General features: G+C 55.3%; 14 protein-coding genes. 4 read left to right on the forward strand and 10 right to left on the reverse strand.

From position 1 onward, the window contains the following. Positions 1-11 precede the first annotated feature (11 nt). The 7 genes from GJA01_RS01935 to GJA01_RS01965 form a co-directional block, all read right to left on the reverse strand. Entirely contained in the window at positions 12-377 is a 366-nt protein-coding gene (locus tag GJA01_RS01935) for an SUF system Fe-S cluster assembly protein (protein ID WP_010501398.1), read from the reverse strand. Further along, complete coding sequence (locus tag GJA01_RS01940) at positions 374-1,585, reverse strand: cysteine desulfurase (RefSeq protein ID WP_062505600.1); 1,212 nt, start codon at positions 1,583-1,585, stop codon at positions 374-376. Before GJA01_RS01940 ends, GJA01_RS01935 begins: the two co-directional genes overlap by 4 nt. Continuing rightward, positions 1,582-2,775 carry a Fe-S cluster assembly protein SufD gene (gene sufD / locus GJA01_RS01945; protein ID WP_062505599.1) on the reverse strand — a complete coding sequence of 398 codons (1,194 nt, stop codon included), beginning with the start codon at positions 2,773-2,775 and terminating at the stop codon, positions 1,582-1,584. The genes GJA01_RS01940 and sufD overlap by 4 nt, the downstream gene beginning before the upstream one ends. After that, the gene (gene sufC, locus GJA01_RS01950) at positions 2,772-3,542 is read right to left on the reverse strand and encodes a Fe-S cluster assembly ATPase SufC (protein ID WP_062505597.1); all 771 of its coding nucleotides are present in this window, start codon (positions 3,540-3,542) and stop codon (positions 2,772-2,774) included. Before sufC ends, sufD begins: the two co-directional genes overlap by 4 nt. 4 nt (positions 3,543-3,546) lie before the next feature. Continuing rightward, positions 3,547-5,034, reverse strand: coding sequence for a Fe-S cluster assembly protein SufB (gene sufB / locus GJA01_RS01955; RefSeq protein ID WP_062505595.1), 1,488 nt, complete (start codon positions 5,032-5,034; stop codon positions 3,547-3,549). A 12-nt stretch (positions 5,035-5,046) separates the two neighbouring features. Then, entirely contained in the window at positions 5,047-5,529 is a 483-nt protein-coding gene (locus GJA01_RS01960; protein ID WP_010501388.1) for an SUF system Fe-S cluster assembly regulator, read from the reverse strand. Positions 5,530-5,647: 118 nt separating this feature from the next. Further along, complete coding sequence (locus GJA01_RS01965; RefSeq protein WP_062505593.1) at positions 5,648-6,937, reverse strand: DUF445 domain-containing protein; 1,290 nt, start codon at positions 6,935-6,937, stop codon at positions 5,648-5,650. A 125-nt stretch (positions 6,938-7,062) separates the two neighbouring features. Between GJA01_RS01965 and GJA01_RS01970 the strand changes: the two genes are divergently transcribed. Both GJA01_RS01970 and GJA01_RS01975 read left to right on the forward strand, forming a co-directional pair. Beyond that, on the forward strand, positions 7,063-9,828 hold the full coding sequence (locus GJA01_RS01970) for a phosphoenolpyruvate carboxylase (RefSeq protein ID WP_062505591.1): 2,766 nt from the start codon (positions 7,063-7,065) through the stop codon (positions 9,826-9,828). A gap of 86 nt (positions 9,829-9,914) precedes the next feature. Beyond that, positions 9,915-11,504, forward strand: a complete 1,590-nt coding sequence (locus tag GJA01_RS01975; RefSeq protein WP_062505589.1) for a S10 family peptidase — start codon at positions 9,915-9,917, stop codon at positions 11,502-11,504. 520 nt (positions 11,505-12,024) lie between these two features. Here GJA01_RS01975 and fusA read toward each other — a convergent pair. The 3 genes from fusA to GJA01_RS01990 form a co-directional block, all read right to left on the reverse strand. Continuing rightward, complete coding sequence (fusA, locus tag GJA01_RS01980) at positions 12,025-14,127, reverse strand: elongation factor G (protein WP_023942740.1); 2,103 nt, start codon at positions 14,125-14,127, stop codon at positions 12,025-12,027. A gap of 166 nt (positions 14,128-14,293) precedes the next feature. After that, positions 14,294-14,596, reverse strand: a complete 303-nt coding sequence (gene rpmB / locus GJA01_RS01985) for a 50S ribosomal protein L28 (protein WP_010501379.1) — start codon at positions 14,594-14,596, stop codon at positions 14,294-14,296. A 95-nt stretch (positions 14,597-14,691) separates the two neighbouring features. Further along, on the reverse strand, positions 14,692-16,416 hold the full coding sequence (locus GJA01_RS01990) for an ABCB family ABC transporter ATP-binding protein/permease (protein ID WP_253783446.1): 1,725 nt from the start codon (positions 16,414-16,416) through the stop codon (positions 14,692-14,694). 142 nt (positions 16,417-16,558) lie between these two features. Here GJA01_RS01990 and GJA01_RS01995 point away from each other — a divergent pair, with 142 nt between their 5' ends. After that, entirely contained in the window at positions 16,559-17,404 is an 846-nt protein-coding gene (locus GJA01_RS01995; protein WP_255312259.1) for an NUDIX hydrolase, read from the forward strand. Further along, entirely contained in the window at positions 17,401-17,832 is a 432-nt protein-coding gene (locus GJA01_RS02000; protein ID WP_062505584.1) for a DUF3574 domain-containing protein, read from the forward strand. Before GJA01_RS01995 ends, GJA01_RS02000 begins: the two co-directional genes overlap by 4 nt. The last annotated feature ends 85 nt before the right edge of the window (positions 17,833-17,917 follow it).

The following is a 17,917-nucleotide window of genomic DNA, read 5'->3' on the forward strand; positions in this document are numbered from 1 at the left end:
GCCCTTTCAGATCAGAACATATTGAGCGCAAGTCGCGCATCGTCACTCATACGACTCATATCCCAAGGCGGATCCCAGACGATTTCCACCGTGGCCATTGTTACACTTGGAACCTTCAGAATGGCATCCCGCACCATTTCTGGCAGTTCCTGAGCACTGGGGCAGTTTGGCGCCGTCAGCGTCATTTCCACATTGACCCGGCCATCATCATGCAGATCAATGGCATAGATCAGGCCCAGCTCGTAAATATTAACCGGGATTTCCGGGTCATAGACCGTAGCAATTGCCGCAATAACAGCATCCTGGTCCGGAGCTGTTCCGTCAGGTGCAGGTACGGTGGTTTCTTCTACTGGATTTTCGGTCATGGCTTCACTCATGTGAGCATCATCCGGGCCCGTTCAAGGCCTGTGATCAGAACGTCAATCTCGTCCTGCGTTGTGTAGATGCCAAAACTGGCACGAGCCGTGGCATGCAGGCCAAGCCGACGAATCAGAGGCTCTGCACAATGCTGCCCGGCCCGGATGGCAATTCCCAGTTGATCCAGCAGCGTCGCCAGATCATGAGGATGCGCCCCATCCAACGTGAACGACAGAACACCGCCACGCACGTCCGGAGATCCAAGGACTTTAAGACCCTGAACCTCACCCAGCCGCTGTTCAGCGTAAACGGTCAGTTCGGTTTCATGGGCGGCAATGGTGTCGTACCCAATGTCTTCCACAAATTCGATCGCCGCTTTGAGGCCGATCGTTTCGAGAATGGCAGGGGTTCCAGCTTCGAATTTATGCGGCACTGTCGCCCAGGTCGCACGTTCGAAAGAGACATTCTGGATCATTTCTCCACCGCCCAGAAAAGGCGGCATCACATCCAGAAGCTCTTTTTTGCCCCAGAGCACACCAATACCTGTAGGCCCGTAGAGCTTATGACCCGTGAAGGTAAAGAAATCGGCCCCGATGTCCTGAACATCGATTTTGCGATGCACGACAGACTGCGATCCATCAAACAAGATACGCGCGCCATGGGCATGAGCAATTTCTGCCAGCTTTTTCGCAGGCGTGACTGTTCCCAGCACATTGGACATATGCGTGATGGAAACGAGAGCGACATTGCCATCTTCAAGAAGCGCTTCATACGCTTCGAGATCCAGATCGCCATTCTCCGCCATGGGAGCGACACGAAGTTCAATCCCTGCACGGTCCTTCAGCATGAGCCACGGAACAATATTGGCATGGTGCTCAAGTTCGGAAATCAGGACGGCCTGCCCCGGCTTCAGAAGCGACCCTAAGCTATGCGCGACCAGATTGATGGCTTCAGTGCTGTTTCGCGTGAAGATGACTTCGTGGCGGTCCGGCGCATTCAGTAGCCGAACGACAGCATCACGCGTGCTTTCGTAGGCTTCCGTCGTACGCTCGCTCATCCAGTGGAGGCCACGATGAATGTTGGCATACTGGTGATATGCAGCCTCACGCATAGCCTCAATCACACGTTCGGGTTTCTGGGCCGACGCGGCGCTATCGAGAAAGACCAGCGGGCGCCCATGCACCCGTTCGGACAGGATCGGGAATTGGGAACGCACCGCCGGAGTCATGCGCGAATGCTCCCCTGCAACAGATCGCGCAGTGTCTCGTCCGTGACCAGATCCAGCGCATCCAGAAGAAAAGCGCGAACCAGAATGTCACGCGCTTCAGCCTCCGGAATACCGCGGGAGCGCAAATAGAAAAGCTGCTCGTCGTCCAGCGCCCCCACGGTCGCCCCGTGGCTGCACTTTACGTCGTCCGCATAGATTTCCAGCTCAGGCTTGCTGTTGATCTGCGCTTTTTCCGATAGCAGAAGCGCCTGATTCATCTGGTAGCCGTCTGTCTTCTGGGCAATGCGATCCACGAGGATCTTGCCCTGGAACACACCCTGCCCGCTTTCGGACAGCACTGTCTTGACGGTCTGACGCGAACCACAATCCGGCGCGGCATGGTAGATCATGGACGTCAGGTCGTTCAGGCGGCTGCCATCGACGATTTGGATTCCATTGACATGAACCTGTGCATGAGCGGCTGTCAGCTTAGCCACAACTTCATGACGAGCCAGTTCACTCCCATTGTTGAGGGTGAAGCTATCATAATTGCCATTCCCATCGACGGAAGCCGCAACGATGGCAAGATGCCCTGCTGTAAGACTGTCTTGTTGCAGCTTCACGTGCGTCAGACGCGCGCCTTTGCCAACGACAATGTCCAAACGTGGATTGGTGACATAACGCCCCTCTCCCGCATTGACGTCAAACAACGTCAAGGACGCACCCTCTTCAAGTACAATCCGATGACGCAGGTGCGTGGAGATGTTCTCGCCAACTGTCAGAGACACCAGTGCCAGCATTCCGGCATCAGTTCCCGCAGGTATGCGAACTGACAAGCCGTCTTGCACAAGTGCTGCATTAAGAACTGCCGAAAAGCGATCTTCAAGCGGGTCTTCTGCTTCTGCTGCCGTCGAAACAATGCTGTCCGACAGGCTGCTGAGCGCTTCGACCCTCCGGCCATTGGCGAAAACCACACAGCTTCCGGCTTCTGGCAGAGGAAGACCAGCAAGCACTGTCTGCGCCTGAGCGTCTGAAAGAGCCGGAGCTTCGGCCCAGACTGTATCAGCAAACGCACGAAGTGGCGTGTAGCGCCACGCCTCAACACGACGCGTCGGAATACCCATGGCAGAGAGCGCAGTTCCCTGCCCTGCGGAACGTCCGACAAAAGCCTCCAGCCCTGGAGAAGTCTGAACTGTTGTCGCTACGTTCACGCTGCTGCCTCGAGGAACTGCGTATAGCCCTGCTTTTCAAGCGTCTTTGCCACTTCCGGGCCGCCGCTATAAATGATCTTGCCCTTGGCCATCACATGCACGCGATCTGGCACGATATAGTCGAGCAGACGCTGATGATGGGTAATGACCAGAGCGGAGAAATCAGGGCCACGCAGCGAGTTTACGCCATCCGCAACGATACGCAGCGCATCAATATCCAAGCCACTATCCGTCTCGTCAAGAATGGCGAAAGACGGCTGCAACAGCCGCATCTGAAGCACTTCATTGCGCTTCTTCTCGCCGCCGGAGAAGCCGACATTGACGGCACGCTTCAGCATTTCGTCCGACATGGAAAGACGCTTCGTCTCGGCACGAACGGCCTTGAGGAAAGCAACGGCATCCAACTCGTCTTCGCCACGCGCCCTGCGGACCGCATTGACGGCTGTCCGCAGGAAGTTTGCGTTGTTCACACCCGGAAGTTCGACAGGAGACTGGAACGCCAGAAACATGCCCAGCGCCGCACGCTCTTCAGGCTCAAGCGCCAGCAGATCCTCACCCTTAAAGGTCGCGCTACCGCTCGTCACTTCGTAGTCTTCACGGCCCGACAGCACATAAGACAACGTGGACTTGCCGGAGCCGTTCGGGCCCATGATGGCGTGGATTTCACCCTTGGGGATTTCGAGATCTATCCCTTTGAGGATTTCCTTCGGTGTACCGTCGGCATCAATGCGGGCCTCGAGACCCTGGATTTTCAGAAAATCACTCATGTCTTTAACCCACACTTCCTTCGAGGCTGATCTGCAGCAGCTTCTGAGCCTCGACCGCGAACTCCATCGGCAGCTCTTTGAGCACCTCGCGGCAAAATCCATTGACGATCAGACCAACCGCGTCTTCTTCAGACAGTCCACGGGAGCGGCAATAGAAAAGCTGGTCTTCGGAAATCTTTGACGTCGTTGCTTCATGCTCGATGCGCGCCGTCATGTTCCGGCTTTCAATGTAAGGCACAGTATGTGCGCCACACTGGTCACCGATCAGAAGGCTGTCGCACTGCGTGAAGTTGCGTGCATTGCGAGCCTTTGGCTGCATGCGAACGAGACCACGATACGTGCTATCTGATTTACCGGCCGAAATGGTTTTAGCGATAATCGTCGAGCGCGTATTGGGCGCCAGATGGATCATCTTCGTACCCGTATCGGCCTGCTGATGATTATTGGTCACGGCTACGGAGTAGAACTCACCAACCGATCCTTCACCAGCCAGAACACAGGACGGATATTTCCACGTGATGGAAGATCCTGTCTCAACCTGCGTCCAGGAAATCTTGGAGCGTACACCACGGCAGGCACCGCGCTTCGTTACGAAGTTATAGATGCCACCTCGTCCTTCATCATCCCCTGGATACCAGTTCTGGACCGTGGAGTACTTGATGGAGGCGTCATCCATCGCAATCAGCTCGACAACGGCAGCATGAAGCTGGTTCTCATCACGCTGCGGCGCTGTGCAGCCCTCAAGATAGGACACGCTGGCACGTTCTTCGACGATGATGAGAGTCCGCTCGAACTGCCCGGTATTCCGCGCATTGATGCGGAAATACGTGGACAACTCCATCGGGCAGCGCACGCCTTTGGGTACGTACACGAAAGATCCATCCGTGAAGACAGCGGAGTTCAGCGCAGCGAAAAAATTGTCACCGGCGGGAACGACTGACCCAAGGTACTGCTTGACCAGATCCGAATGCTCGCGAATGGCTTCGGAAATCGGGCAGAAGATAACCCCAGCCTCTTCCAGCGTCTTACGGAACGTCGTCGCCACAGACACACTGTCGAACACCGCATCCACGGCAACCGGCATCCGCTTCTGTTCTTCCGCACCTTCAACACCAGCCAGCAGAGCCTGCTCGTGAAGGGGAATTCCGAGCTTTGCATAGGTTTTCAGAAGCTCTGGATCGACTTCATCCAAGCTCTTCGGGCCAGGCTTCTTTTTCGGTTGAGCGAAATAATGGGCATCCTGATAGTCGATCGGCGGATGGCTGACCTTGGCCCACTCCGGCTCTTTCATTTCCAGCCACATGCGGAACGCCTTCAGACGCCATTCCAGCATCCACTCAGGCTCTTCCTTGCGCGCAGAAATGAGGCGGACTGTCTCTTCATTCAGGCCTTTGGGAGCGATATCCATCTCGATATCGGTCTCGAAGCCCCACTCGTAGCTGGACTTCGCGAGCTTCTCGACTGTCTCGCGGGTCTCCGTCACGGCTGGCATCGTCTCGTGTCCTCAGTTCACCGGATCCGCTACGGGCGTAGCCGCAGCGCCGGTCGTGTCGAGAGAAGGCTCCCTGGAAACCTTCCCGCTATGCAGGGCGGAATGTTTGTCCATATCCGCAAGGGTAATGCTGTTGAGCGTTCGCAGGATGGCGTCATTCACCATGTCCCACTGGCCTGAAAGACCGCACAGGGAACTATGCTCGCACTCACGCCCGTCACAGCAGGCCGTAATGGAGATCGGACCATCAACAACAGCAATGACTGTGGCGATCGTGATCTCTTCAAGCGGCCGCGACAATCGGTATCCGCCACGAGCTCCACGATGGGAAATAACAAGCCCGCTTGAGGCCAGTCCTTTCAGGAGCTTCGCAACAGTAGGTTCCGGGACGCCAGTCTCTCCGGCCAGAGCGGCGGCTGTTGCCAGACCCTCATGCTGCCCGAGATGGACCAGAAGGACGGTGGCATAATCAGCCAGTTTGGAGAGCCTCAGCATAGCTTGCACACTCACATTGCATTCATTCAAGACTTAGGAAGTCCTGATTAGGTTCCAGATGACCCATGCTGTCACAAAGGTCAAGAAGTTTGTGATATCCTGAGAGGGTATAAGCCCGTCAGACACCAAAAAACAGACGGGAAATGACATCAAGGCCAGCCCCCGCCAGAAAACCCACGACAGTCCCGTTGACGCGGATGTAGGCGAGATCTCGCCCCACACGAGCCTCCAGACGCTGCGCCAGATCGTCGCCGTCCCAACCTGACATGACATTGGCAATGAACCCGGCCAGCTTGTCCCTTATTCCGGGAAGTAACCTGGAAACCATACGTTCCACGGCCTGATTGATCCGCTCTCGCAGGGCATCGTTTTCACGCATTGAGCCTGCCAACCCGATAATGGCAGCATCCAGAACCGATGCGCTCCAGCCCTCGTCTTTAGCGCAATCTTCTTCCGCCATGCGACGGACCCGATCCCAAAGTTCCCCGCTCCACGCCTTGAGACTGGAATGAGTCAGAACCGAGCCAATAGCTTGCGTCATATCCTGACGACGTTCGGGGTCAGTTTCCATACGATCGATTTCGGCTCTCACCCATGCCGTAAAACCATGTCGGATTTCCGAATCCATGGGGTCGATACGTTCGATTTCCGCTTGGAGAGCCGTCAATACACGATTGGAGACAGAGCCTCCAATGGCCCATCCGAGGAAACGACCACCCTGCTCACGAACACGGTCTTCAACAAACTGTCTTAGGTCACCTTCTTTTGCCGCAACTGTCATCTTGAGCTTGGCCAGCAGGAAAGACAGCACCTCCTGATGCATTTCGCTGTCGACCATGGCCCGCATGGCACGCGAGACCAGAGGAGCCATTTCCTCACCGTTCAGAAGAACTGGCAACGCCCGGGACAAAGCGGAGCTTGCCCGACCGTCTTCAAGACGATCAAAAAGGCTGGGAATACTGGCCCTGAGAGTCGCAACCAATGTAAGACGGGTCGAAGGCTCGCTCAGAGCATCGGCGATCAGGCCCGGCAGGTCGATTTTTGAGAGCGCGCGGTGGACATCGGCCTCGGTGAAAAACTGACCGGAGACGAATTTTCCAAGAGCTTGGCCCAGACGAACTTTCTGACGTGGCAGAATAGCCGTATGCGGAATGGGAATCCCCAACGGATGCCGGAACAGGGCCGTTACGGCAAACCAGTCCGCCAGTCCGCCGACGACACCGGCCTTTGCACCAGCCCTAAGAATACTGAGAGCCCAACTCTCTTCATGAAGGTGATGCGCCGCAAGATAGGTCGTCCCCGTCGCGAGTGCCCCCATGCCGATCAGCAAAGCGCCAGCCAATCTGGAAGGCGAATTAGGCCGCTGCGAGTAGGCCTGACTGACATCTTTCTTCATATCCGGATGCATGTATGCCTCGATAGCATCATCCTCATGCCCTGTCGCGGTCGCAACAAGGTTGCGCTTACAGGCCGGGCATGGAACATAACTTGCCCGTTTTCAATTTACCTTCCGCAGAAGCGAGACTGCTCCCGATGTCTGACTGCGCCTCCCGGCACGACACATCCCTTTCCGCACGCATCGACACCATGACCGCGCAGCTTATTAAAGAGCGTAATGGTCTGGGTGATCTGATTGCCTCCATTGGTGAGGATCTGTCTATCGGTAAGGGTGAGAAGATCGAGGAGCTGGAACAGACCGTTCGTGCCTTGCGCGACGAACATTTCATCCAGCGTGCTGCTCATCTACGTCAGTATGTCGGCCTGGATGACGCCAATCCTGCAACGCGTCTCGAACAGGTTGCAGCACGCCTGGTCGAACAGGCAGCCTCTCCGGAAGTCCTCTCCAAAGCTGCCATTGCAGCCGTTTTTACGGCTCACCCAACTTTTGCTCTGGCAGATCATGTCTATGCTCTTCTGGCTGAACGGGCTTCAGATCCTGAACTGCCCCTGCCATGTCTGACAACGCACCGCCGTGCGACGCCACCGACACTCGCACATGAACAATCTCTGGCTCTTGCAGCAATTCTGCGTGGCCGTGATGCACTCGATGACCTGAGCGCATCCCTTATCGAACACATGACCTCCCGATGGGCCAATGAAGCCGATCATGTCGATCCCGCTCCGGTCATTCTGGCAAGCTGGGTCGGCTTTGATACTGATGGGCGCAACGACATCGGCTGGTGGGACACGATCCGCATCCGGCTGGAACTCAAACTTGCGCAGCTTGAGCGGCTTGACGCAGGCCTTACTGGCCTCAATCTGCAGGAGTCAGCTCTGGCAATGCGCGTCCGTCGCGCCATGGAAGCCGTCAAAACGCAACATGCAGCCTGCCCATCCGGAAAGCATGCCGCTCCTGAAAGCATTCGTGACTTTGCCCAGACACTGATCACACATCGCGAGAAAGCTCTCCTCGATGCACGCGAGCTTCTTCCCCTCTTCCGCGATGCCGCCACAGATCTGGACGCTTCAGCAACCCTGACGCTGAGGACCATTCGTGCTGGCTTCATGAGCCATGGTCTGGGCATCGCGCATATTCATACACGCCTCAATGCCGCTCAGATCTATAATGTTGCCCGGACGCGCCTTGGCCTGACGGATGACCCCGCACTCCCGTCCCGCCGCCGCGTACTTTTATCTCGCATCAATGATGCTCTCGACGACCTGACACCACGTCATGTAGATTTCGGTTCGCTTCTTGTAGAGCCCGCTTCTGCCGCCCGCCTGATGATGACGATGGCGCAGATCCTCAAGCACATCGATTCCGGTTCGCCCATCCGCTTCCTGATTGCCGAGACGGAAAGTGGTTACACCCTTCTCGCGACACTTTGGCTCGCGCGCCTGTTTGGGATTCAGGACCATCAGATCGAAATTTCCCCGCTTTTCGAGACAGAAAGCGCGCTGGAAAATGGCGAAACAATTCTTGAGGAAGCCTTCCGCTCTCCACACTGGCGAAACTATCTGCGCGCCAACGGTCGTCTGTCTCTGCAATTTGGGTATTCTGACTCTGGGCGCTACGTTGGCCAATTGGCGGCAACGAATCTTGTTGAACGCCTACGGATGCGCACGCTGGATCTTCTCAAGGAACATGACCTTGAAGATGTCTCCCTGACGCTGTTCGATACGCACGGTGAAAGTATTGGCCGCGGTGCGCACCCGTTCAGTCTGCGTCAACGCCTCGACTACTTCTCCCCTGCCCGCACACGGATTGCTTTCCGCGAGGCAGGTGTAGGCTGCCGGGTAGAAACGGCCTTTCAGGGCGGCGATGGTTACACGCTCTTCGGGACAAACAGCATTGCCGCGTCCACCATCGCAACTTTGGCTGAACATGTCGCTCATGTCCCTACCAGCGTAAACGATCCGGTCTATGATCGCCCTGATTTTGCCGCTGATTTCTTTTCCACGATTGCGCTCGATATGGGCACGCTCGTCAACGATCCAGGCTACGCGGCTCTTCTGAGCGCTTTCGGGCCATCTCTTATCGACAAGACAGGCTCGCGCCCTTCTGCGCGACAGTCTGATGCCGCAACCGTAACCCGCATCACACACCCCAGTCAGCTTCGGGCCATTCCGAACAACGCCATTCTCCAGCAACTCGGCTGGTGGGCGAATGTTCTGCATGGCCTGGGCAACGCCGCACAGCGTCATCCGGAAACTTTCGAGCATTTCGTGACCAGTTCGCCGCGTTTCCGCGAAGCCATGGATTTTGCACGTCAGGCGTTAGCCCATTCTGATCTGGAGGTTCTGCGGGCAACCGTACGCCAGCTTGATCCGGGAACATGGCTTGATCGGGCTTCCAAAGCGGAGGACGAAGAAGAGCGCCAGAATTATCTGACCATCTCACACGGTCTCGAAGTGCTACAGTTCTGGACGAGCGCTCCCGCAATGTTCCGTCGTATCCAGACGGACCACATCGCCTTGCGGGCAGCATGGCCAGATGCACCGCATATGGAACCCTGTGAAAAGCTGCTTCATGCCATCCGGTTTGCTCTCATTGACCGACTATGGCTTCTCTCCACCCGCATCCCCTATTTTGGGCCACGCAATAATCTGACGCGGGATTCCATAACAAATCTTATCCTGTGCCTTGATATTCCACGTTCGCTCGATCTTCTGGATGACCTGTTTCCCATGTCCGCTCTCAGCGTCTCCAATCTTGATTTCGGGGAACCGGGAGGCGCGGGAGAAGAAAGCGGCTTTGCACGTGAACATCGTGAGATCTTCCAGCCACTGGAACGGTGCTTTAATCTGCTCAGAGAAATTGGCATTGCGATCATGCACGCCAACCGTGCTTTCGGTTAAAAACGAAACATTATAACAACGTCTTGTCTGCAAGGCAGCTATGCGATTAGAGAAGGGCAACACAATCAGCAGAAAGCCCTTTCTGAATGCTACGCAAGGCTCTTCTTCTCGGTGTTGCCATGATGGCAACACCTGTTTTCGCCGCTGAGACAGCCAAGGATACACCTGCGCCGAATGCCGATAGCGTCACGCGCGCGACGGTCGTCGTTGATGGTACGACCATCCCTTATCAGGCTGTTGCGGGAACCATTCTGGTTCATGGTGCTGGCTATAATGATTCAAACGACGTTCTGAACAAACGCGGGGTCAAGGTTGAAGCCGGGAAGGATGATGAGGATAAAAATCCTCCTGTCGCTTCCATGTTCTACACAGCCTATTTCAAGGAAGGCGTTCCCTCAGCCAAGCGCCCGATCACCTTCCTGTATAATGGCGGTCCTGGTTCAGCATCCGTCTGGGTTCATATGGGCACATTCGGACCACGCCGCGTAAATACGCCGGGCGACCAGCATCTCCCCGCCGCTCCTTACGCCCTGATTAACAACCCACAGTCCCTACTTGATGTTTCGGATGTGGTGTTTGTCGACGCACCGGGGACAGGCTTTTCCCGGATCGCAGGCAAGGATGCTGCCAAGGAATTTCTGGGCGTCGACGGAGACGGTGAAGCCTTCACGCACTTCATTTCCAAGTTTTTAGCGAAGTACCATCGCTATAACTCACCGAAATATCTGTTCGGTGAAAGCTACGGTACAATGCGCTCAGCAGTCGTCATCAATGATCTTGAGCAGGAAGAAAACATCGACTTCAACGGTGTCATTCTTCTTTCCCAGATCCTGAACTACGACAACAGCGCTGATGGCCCGCAATTCAATCCCGGCGTCGACGACCCTTACGTTCTTGCACTTCCAACTTACGCCGCGACCGCCTGGTATCACCACTGCCTGCCGCAGCAGCATGCTGATCTGAAAGCCTTCCTGAAGGAAGTCGAACATTTTGCAGTAACGGACTACACCGTCGCTCTGCGTCAGGGTGCAGACCTGCCTGAGAATGAGCGTCAGGCCATTGCCGAAAAGCTCCATGACTACACGGGCCTTCCGACTGATTATATCCTGCGGTCAGACCTTCGCGTAAACGGCGGACAGTTCGAGCAGCAGCTCCAGGCCAAGACAGGCATGGCGACGGGTCGTCTCGATACACGCTATTCGAGCCCAACGCTTGATCCAATGTCCAAAGAAGTGGATTACGATCCACAGTCCAGCGCCATCAGTTCGGCCTATGTGTCGGTCTTTAACGACTATGTCCGCAATACGCTGAAGTACGGCACGGACGAGACCTATCGTCTGTTCAACCCGGAAGATCACTGGGACAACAAGCACACGCAGCCAGGCCACGGTTATCAGCCAAAAGGCGTTCCGAACGTCATGAGCGATCTCGCCATGGCCATCAAGACGAACCCCAATCTGCATGTTATGCTGAATGGCGGCTACTACGATCTCGCAACGCCTTATTATGAGGGCATTTACGAGATGAAGCACCTACCGATGCCTCTGAACCTTCAGAAGAATATCGAATACGCCCAGTATTCTTCGGGACACATGGTTTACGTGGACCCCAATGCTCTTCAACAGTTACATGACAATGTTGCAGCCTTTATCCGCCGTACTGATAACCTGCACTGATTAACAACTCTGTAGTGGGAGAATATTTTATCTCCCACTACAGACACCGTCTTTTATTCGGCGAGAACCAGCCAGCCACCCGATCCGGATCAACACATGATTCGGCCCCCCTGAGAGCAAATTGATGCACTCCCCATAACTTTAGGGGCGGCATATTGTTTTCAGAGCACCGGACACTGAAAATCCAAGTCAAACGATCTATATCTGCCCGACGGAAACAGAGGCAAAATAGATTGCGCTTGTCATCAGGCAGCCCATCCAAGGCATAGCCTGCGTCAAATGGTGCTCATCACCATTAACAAAGCCAAAATCCGGTAATTTTGCGCGTTATCACTTAGCTCTCACTTAAATGTAGCGCAAAAAAAGCTCTCGGCCCTTCCATCTAACTAACAGCAAAAACGCCAATGACGGACTAAGTGTTAGCTCTATTGTGAAGCTGCATTCGTAGCTCACTGATATTCAACAAAAAACCCCGCCAGATTGCTCTGACGGGGTTTGTCGTTCACCGGAGGTGAAAAGATCAAGCGGACTTTGCCATGATCTCTTCTGCCACGTTACGCGGCACCGGATCGTAGTGGTGGAACTGCATGGTGAAGGATGCACGACCCTTCGTTGCAGAACGCAGATGGGAAATGTAGCCGAACATTTCCTTCAGCGGCACCTGTGCGCGGATCATCACGGTCGAACCAGACGTTTCCTGGCTCTGGATGATGCCACGGCGACGGTTAAGATCGCCCACGACGTCACCGACGTGGTCGTTCGGCGTCGTGATTTCCACGTCCATGATCGGCTCAAGGATCACCGGACCGGCGTTCTTCATGCCTTCACGGAAGCAGGCCTTGGCAGCGATTTCGAAGGCCAGAGCCGACGAGTCAACGTCATGGTACTTACCGTCAAGCAACGTGAACTGGAAGTCCACCGTCGGGAAGCCAGCGAGAACACCCGTGGTGCTCTGCATCCGGATGCCCTTTTCGACTGCCGGAATGTATTCCTTCGGAACCGTACCGCCGACAATCTTGTTCGTGAAGATGATCTCGTCCGGCTTGTCAGACGGAGCGAACTCGATCTTGACTTCAGCGTACTGACCCGAACCACCAGACTGCTTCTTGTGGGTGTAGGTCTCAACGTGCGGCTTCGTGATCGTCTCACGATAAGCCACCTGAGGTGCACCGATGTTAGCATCAACGCCGTATTCACGACGCAGACGGTCAACAATGATGTCCAGGTGAAGCTCACCCATGCCGGACAGGATGGTCTGACCCGTTTCCTGATCCGTCTTGAGGTGCAGGGACGGATCTTCAGCCGTCAGCTTCTGCAGAGCCAGCGTCATCTTCTCGACGGCGTCCTTGGTCTTCGGCTCGACGGAGATGTCGATAACCGGAACCGGGAACTGCATACGCTCCAGAACCACCGGATCAGCGGCATCAGCCAGCGTGTCACCCGTGACCGTGTCCTTCAGACCAACGAACGCAGCAATGTCACCCGCACCAACGGACTTCACTTCCTGACGCTTGTCAGCATGCATCTGGAACATGCGGCCGACGCGTTCCTTGTGACCCTTCGTCGTGTTCAGGATCGTGTCACCAGCGTTCAGAACGCCACGGTAGACGCGAACGAAGGTCAGCGTGCCGTACTTGTCGGAGATGATCTTGAACGCAAGGCCAGCAAACTTTCCGTCTGGATCAACCGGAACGATCGGCAGGAAGTTCTCGTCAACCTCTTCGCCTTCCGGCGGAGCGATGCGGATGCCTTCAACTTCGTCAGGAGCCGGCAGGTAGTCGATAACGGCATCGAGCAGAGGCTGAACGCCCTTGTTCTTGAACGCCGTACCACACATGACCGGACGGAACTCACCGGAAATCGCACCCTTCTTGATGCACTTCTTCAGCGTAGCAACGTCAACGTCACCCTTCTCGAAGTACTCTTCCATGGCTTCGTTGTCCATGGCGAGCGCCGTGTCCAGAAGCGTCTGGCGAGCTTCCTCAGCCTTTTCCTTCAGGTCAGCCGGGATTTCTTCGTAGTGGAACTTGGCGCCAAGTTCGCCGCCTTCCCAGATGATGGCACGCATCTCAACGAGATCGACAACACCAACGAAGTTTTCTTCAGCACCGATTGGCAGCTGCAGCGGAACTGCAACGATGTCCAGCTTCTCTTTCAGCGTGCTGAAAGCGTAGTAGAAGTCTGCACCCGTACGGTCGAGCTTGTTGATGAAGATGATGCGCGGGACGTTATAGCGGTCAGCAAGACGCCAGTTGGTCTCGGACTGCGGCTGCACGCCTGCAACACCTTCGATCACGAAGATGGCGCCATCGAGCACGCGGAGCGAACGGTTCACTTCGATGTTGAAGTCAATGTGGCCCGGGGTGTCGATGATGTTGATGCGGTGGTCGTTCCACTCACACGTCACGGCAGCGGACGTGATGGTGATGCCGCGCTCACGCTCCTGCGCCATGTAATCGGTGGTGGTGTTGCCGTCGTGGACTTCACCGATCTTATGGGAGACACCCGTGTAGTACAGGATGCGCTCGGTCGTGGTGGTCTTACCAGCATCGATATGTGCGGTAATACCGATGTTGCGGATCTTCGAGAGAGCCGATTTGGCTTCCTGAACGCTTTCAGACACGGAGAACCTCCAAAAAACAATAAAAGGTGTTTCAGTCTGGACTGAAACACCTCCGCTGCGGCTCGTTAAAGCCGAACCTGATTTGTCCCAGTGGCGGCTGAATGACCCAGACCGCCATGGTTTTCAAGAGTAATCTTTATGAACCGACCAAAGCCGGAAAGATTTCTCAGGCAGTCTGTGCAGCCTTACGTTCCTGAACGCGCAGGATACGGCGCTTGATGACCTGAGCTTCTTCAGGAAGCTTGCGGTTCGGCGTTCCCAGCAGGAACGAATCCAGCCCACCATTGTGCTCGATCGTACGGATACCGTTGGTGGAAAGGCGCATACGCACCGAAGCACCAAGAATATCGGAGATCAGCGTGGTCTCCTGCAGGTTGGGGAGAAAACGACGGCGGGACTTGTTATTGGCGTGGCTGACGTTATTGCCCGTCAGCACGCCCTTGCCCGTGACCTGGCAACGGCGAGACATGGTAGCACTTTCCTCGATGCTGGATGACGCAGGACAGCGAGGCCCGGCGTGTTCCGTAAATCAGGCGCGGCTTATGGCGAACGATAGGCCTTTCGTCAAGCCCTCATGACTGTTTCGCCCGCCTGAACCGACCACATTCGGGCATAATAACCGTTTTTACGGAGCAATTCAAAATGGGTACCGCGCTCAACGATCCGCCCGGCATCAAGAACAACGATCTGATCCGCATCCTGAATCGTTGAAAGACGATGCGCTACGATGACGGTCGTCCGTGACTGGGCCAGTTCGCGCAACTCCTGCTGGATTGCGGCTTCCGTCCACGTATCGAGTGCGCTGGTTGCTTCATCCAGCAACAAAATCCGTGGGTCCTTGAGCAGCACACGGGCAATCGCCGCACGTTGTTTTTCGCCACCAGAAAGTTTCAGTCCACGCTCGCCAACAACCGTTTCATATTTTTCTGGCAGTTCATCGATAAAGTCATGAATCTGCGCTTTACGGGCTGCCTGATGAACCTCTTCTTCCGGAGCCGAGGGATCTCCGTAAGCGATATTTTCTCCAATCCCTGCATTAAACAGAACCGTATCCTGCGGGACAGTCCCGATGACGCGCTGAAGATCTTCCACAGCGACATCCCGCAAATCATGACCATCAATCCGGATCGCACCTGACGTTGGATCATAGGCCCGCGTCAGAAGCCGCCCCATGGTGGATTTGCCAGACCCGGTATGCCCTACGATGGCCAGGGATGTGCCTGCAGGGATTTCCAGTGAAATATTATGAAGAATCTGACGCGCAGGATCGTAACTGAAGGACACATGATCGAATGTGATCCTTGCTGCGCCACCATCAGCCAGCCTGACCGGAAGATGGACAGGGTTGGCTGCTTCGACGATTTCAGAATGCGTCCCCAGAAGCTCAAGATAGTTTTCAAGATCAACCCGGGCATTGCGCCATCCGGCACTCACATAATTCAGCGCCCCCACTGAACTATATAATCCACGCAGATAACTTCCGATCAGGACGAACTGAGCAACACCAATCCGGTGCAGCACAATATCATGTGCGGCCAACCCCAGAAGAGCCGTCGTTGCACAGGCAATCAACAGGCTTCGCGCCATCTGGGAAAAGCCAACAAGTCTTTTTAGCCGGATTTCCGCACTTTTCAGCGCCTGCCTGGAGCGGTCATACCGCAGAATTTCCTGACGACTGTTTGCAAAACTTCGAACAGTCTCGAAATTCAGCATACTGTCGACAAGCTGATATTGCGCCTGACTGTTGGCTGTGTTCCGCGCCCTCCGCGCTGTCATGCGCATCCGCGTAAAAACGTAGGAGACAGCCGCATAAACGCCGATCCCGGCAACAACAATCGCGACATATCGCCAGTCAAACACACGCAGGATGACGAAAAGCGTCATCACTAACTCAATCGTATTGGGCAGCACGTTAAAAAGTACGAGGCTGAGTAGCGTTCCGACGGCATCGGAGCCCCGATCCAGCGTTCTTGTCAGTGCTCCGGTCTGGCGATCCAGATGAAACCGCACACTCATGGCATGAAGATGCTCAAGCCCGACCAGAGCCACCCGACGCTGAAGATCGGCCTCAAGTGGGGCAATAAGCATTTCGCGGAGAGGAGTTGAAATCCCCGCGACCACCCGAATGATCGTATATTGTGCGATCAGCCAGACAGGAATTGCGAGAAGCGCCTGATGCTCTGACAGGGCAGCAACCATGCGACTGAAGACCCAGGGCGTTGCAACAGTCGTTCCGCTTTCAACAAGGAGAAGAACAAGAGCTACGCCGACCCAAAAGAAGGTACGCACAGGATTTTCGGGGCGGATTTTTTTCCAGAGTTGCCCTAACGGCAGCATTTCCGACGTCGAATCGTATTTCTTTGACATGCCGGACTATGAGAAAGAGAGGCTTCGCTTTGCAATCTCTCCTGCGCATGCGAAACTTTCCATCGTGTTCGATAAATCCATATCCCCGTCCCTTTCTCGTTTTCTTCGCCATATCGAGGCCTGTAACAGTGCCCGCTTGCCAGGAAACCGACTTCCGTTTTTCTGCGCCCAGAAACAGATCGGATGGATCTCTCCTGAAATCGCAGATCTGCTGGAAGGTTTAGGCCTGAAAGACGAGACAGGCTTCGGAGTTGCGTCGGGACAGGAGCTTTTCCCTCTTTCCCGGACATTGGCCCAACAGGGTGTGTACGCCTCCCATAACGAGCCGTTTGACGTCAGGAACGATCTTGGCGTTGTCGTTGGTCAGGTAGATCGAGGTGCCATTCCGGTTCTCGGGGTTGCTGCCGAGGGCGTGCATCTGAATGGTCTGGTTGAAGACCATCCTTCCGGCCCCATGCTTTGGATTGCGCGCAGAAGCATGGCCAAACGACTGGATCCGGGGAAACTCGATCATCTTGTGGCTGGCGGCATGAGTGCAGGGTTTGATCCGCACACAACCGTCATCAAGGAAGCGAAGGAAGAGGCTGGGATCCCTGAAAGCCTGGCAGGCCATGCCCAGCCGGTCAGCCGCCTTCAATACGCCATGGAGCGCCCTGAGGGGCTCAGGCGAGATGTCCTGCACTGCTACGACCTGATTCTGCCACGCGATTTTACCCCCATCGCAGAAGATGGCGAAGTCGAGAGCTTCCATCTGCTTCCGCTGACAGACGTTTTTGCACGCGTTCGGGACACGGATGATTTCAAATTCAACGTCAATCTTGTTCTAATAGACCTTTTCATCAGACGGGGGCTTTTCACGCCTGATGAGGCTCTCATTCTTCAAAATGCTCTGACGCGAAAAACATTATGAAAAAACTTGGCTTCACCGCCCTCATCCTCGCGCTTCCTCTTCTGGGAGGATGCGTTGTGCCCGTAAGTGTCACACCCGACCTCTGCCGCGAAATGCGCGCTCAGGATACTTTGCAAATTCGGATGATGTTCGGGCAAACCCGCCCAGGCGGCCTCCCGATCACGGATACTGAATGGCAGGACTTCGTGACGAAGGAAATCACTCCACGCTTTCCGAGCGGCCTGACCGTTTTCAATGCTGACGGTCAATGGATGAACACGGTGATGCATATTGTTGGCCGTGAGCCTTCCCGCATTCTCTGGGTCGTCGTTCCGGCCGACAAGAACCTGCAACACAATCTTCGTGCAATTCAGGCTGCTTACCGGCAACAATTCTCCCAACAGGCCGTTGGGCTCACCATTCAATCCGGATGCTCTCTGTTCAACTGACAGTCGTAGCGTTTCCCGAAGCCTGCAAGTTGGACTTATCCGACGCAGGTAGCCATCGCTATCTTCTTTGCAGGCTTCCATTTTC

It is taken from the genome of Gluconobacter japonicus (genome assembly GCF_002723975.1).
Classification (GTDB): domain Bacteria; phylum Pseudomonadota; class Alphaproteobacteria; order Acetobacterales; family Acetobacteraceae; genus Gluconobacter; species Gluconobacter japonicus.

Coding starts and splice junctions, on each gene's coding strand:
- GJA01_RS01935 (WP_010501398.1), bottom strand. CDS start 377: ATGAGTGAAGCCATGACCGAAAATCCAGTAGAAGAAACCACCGTACCT.
- GJA01_RS01940 (WP_062505600.1), bottom strand. CDS start 1,585: ATGACTCCGGCGGTGCGTTCCCAATTCCCGATCCTGTCCGAACGGGTG.
- sufC (WP_062505597.1), bottom strand. CDS start 3,542: ATGAGTGATTTTCTGAAAATCCAGGGTCTCGAGGCCCGCATTGATGCC.
- sufB (WP_062505595.1), bottom strand. CDS start 5,034: ATGCCAGCCGTGACGGAGACCCGCGAGACAGTCGAGAAGCTCGCGAAG.
- GJA01_RS01960 (WP_010501388.1), bottom strand. CDS start 5,529: ATGCTGAGGCTCTCCAAACTGGCTGATTATGCCACCGTCCTTCTGGTC.
- GJA01_RS01965 (WP_062505593.1), bottom strand. CDS start 6,937: ATGCATCCGGATATGAAGAAAGATGTCAGTCAGGCCTACTCGCAGCGG.
- GJA01_RS01970 (WP_062505591.1), top strand. CDS start 7,063: ATGTCTGACTGCGCCTCCCGGCACGACACATCCCTTTCCGCACGCATC.
- GJA01_RS01975 (WP_062505589.1), top strand. CDS start 9,915: ATGCTACGCAAGGCTCTTCTTCTCGGTGTTGCCATGATGGCAACACCT.
- rpmB (WP_010501379.1), bottom strand. CDS start 14,596: ATGTCTCGCCGTTGCCAGGTCACGGGCAAGGGCGTGCTGACGGGCAAT.
- GJA01_RS02000 (WP_062505584.1), top strand. CDS start 17,401: ATGAAAAAACTTGGCTTCACCGCCCTCATCCTCGCGCTTCCTCTTCTG.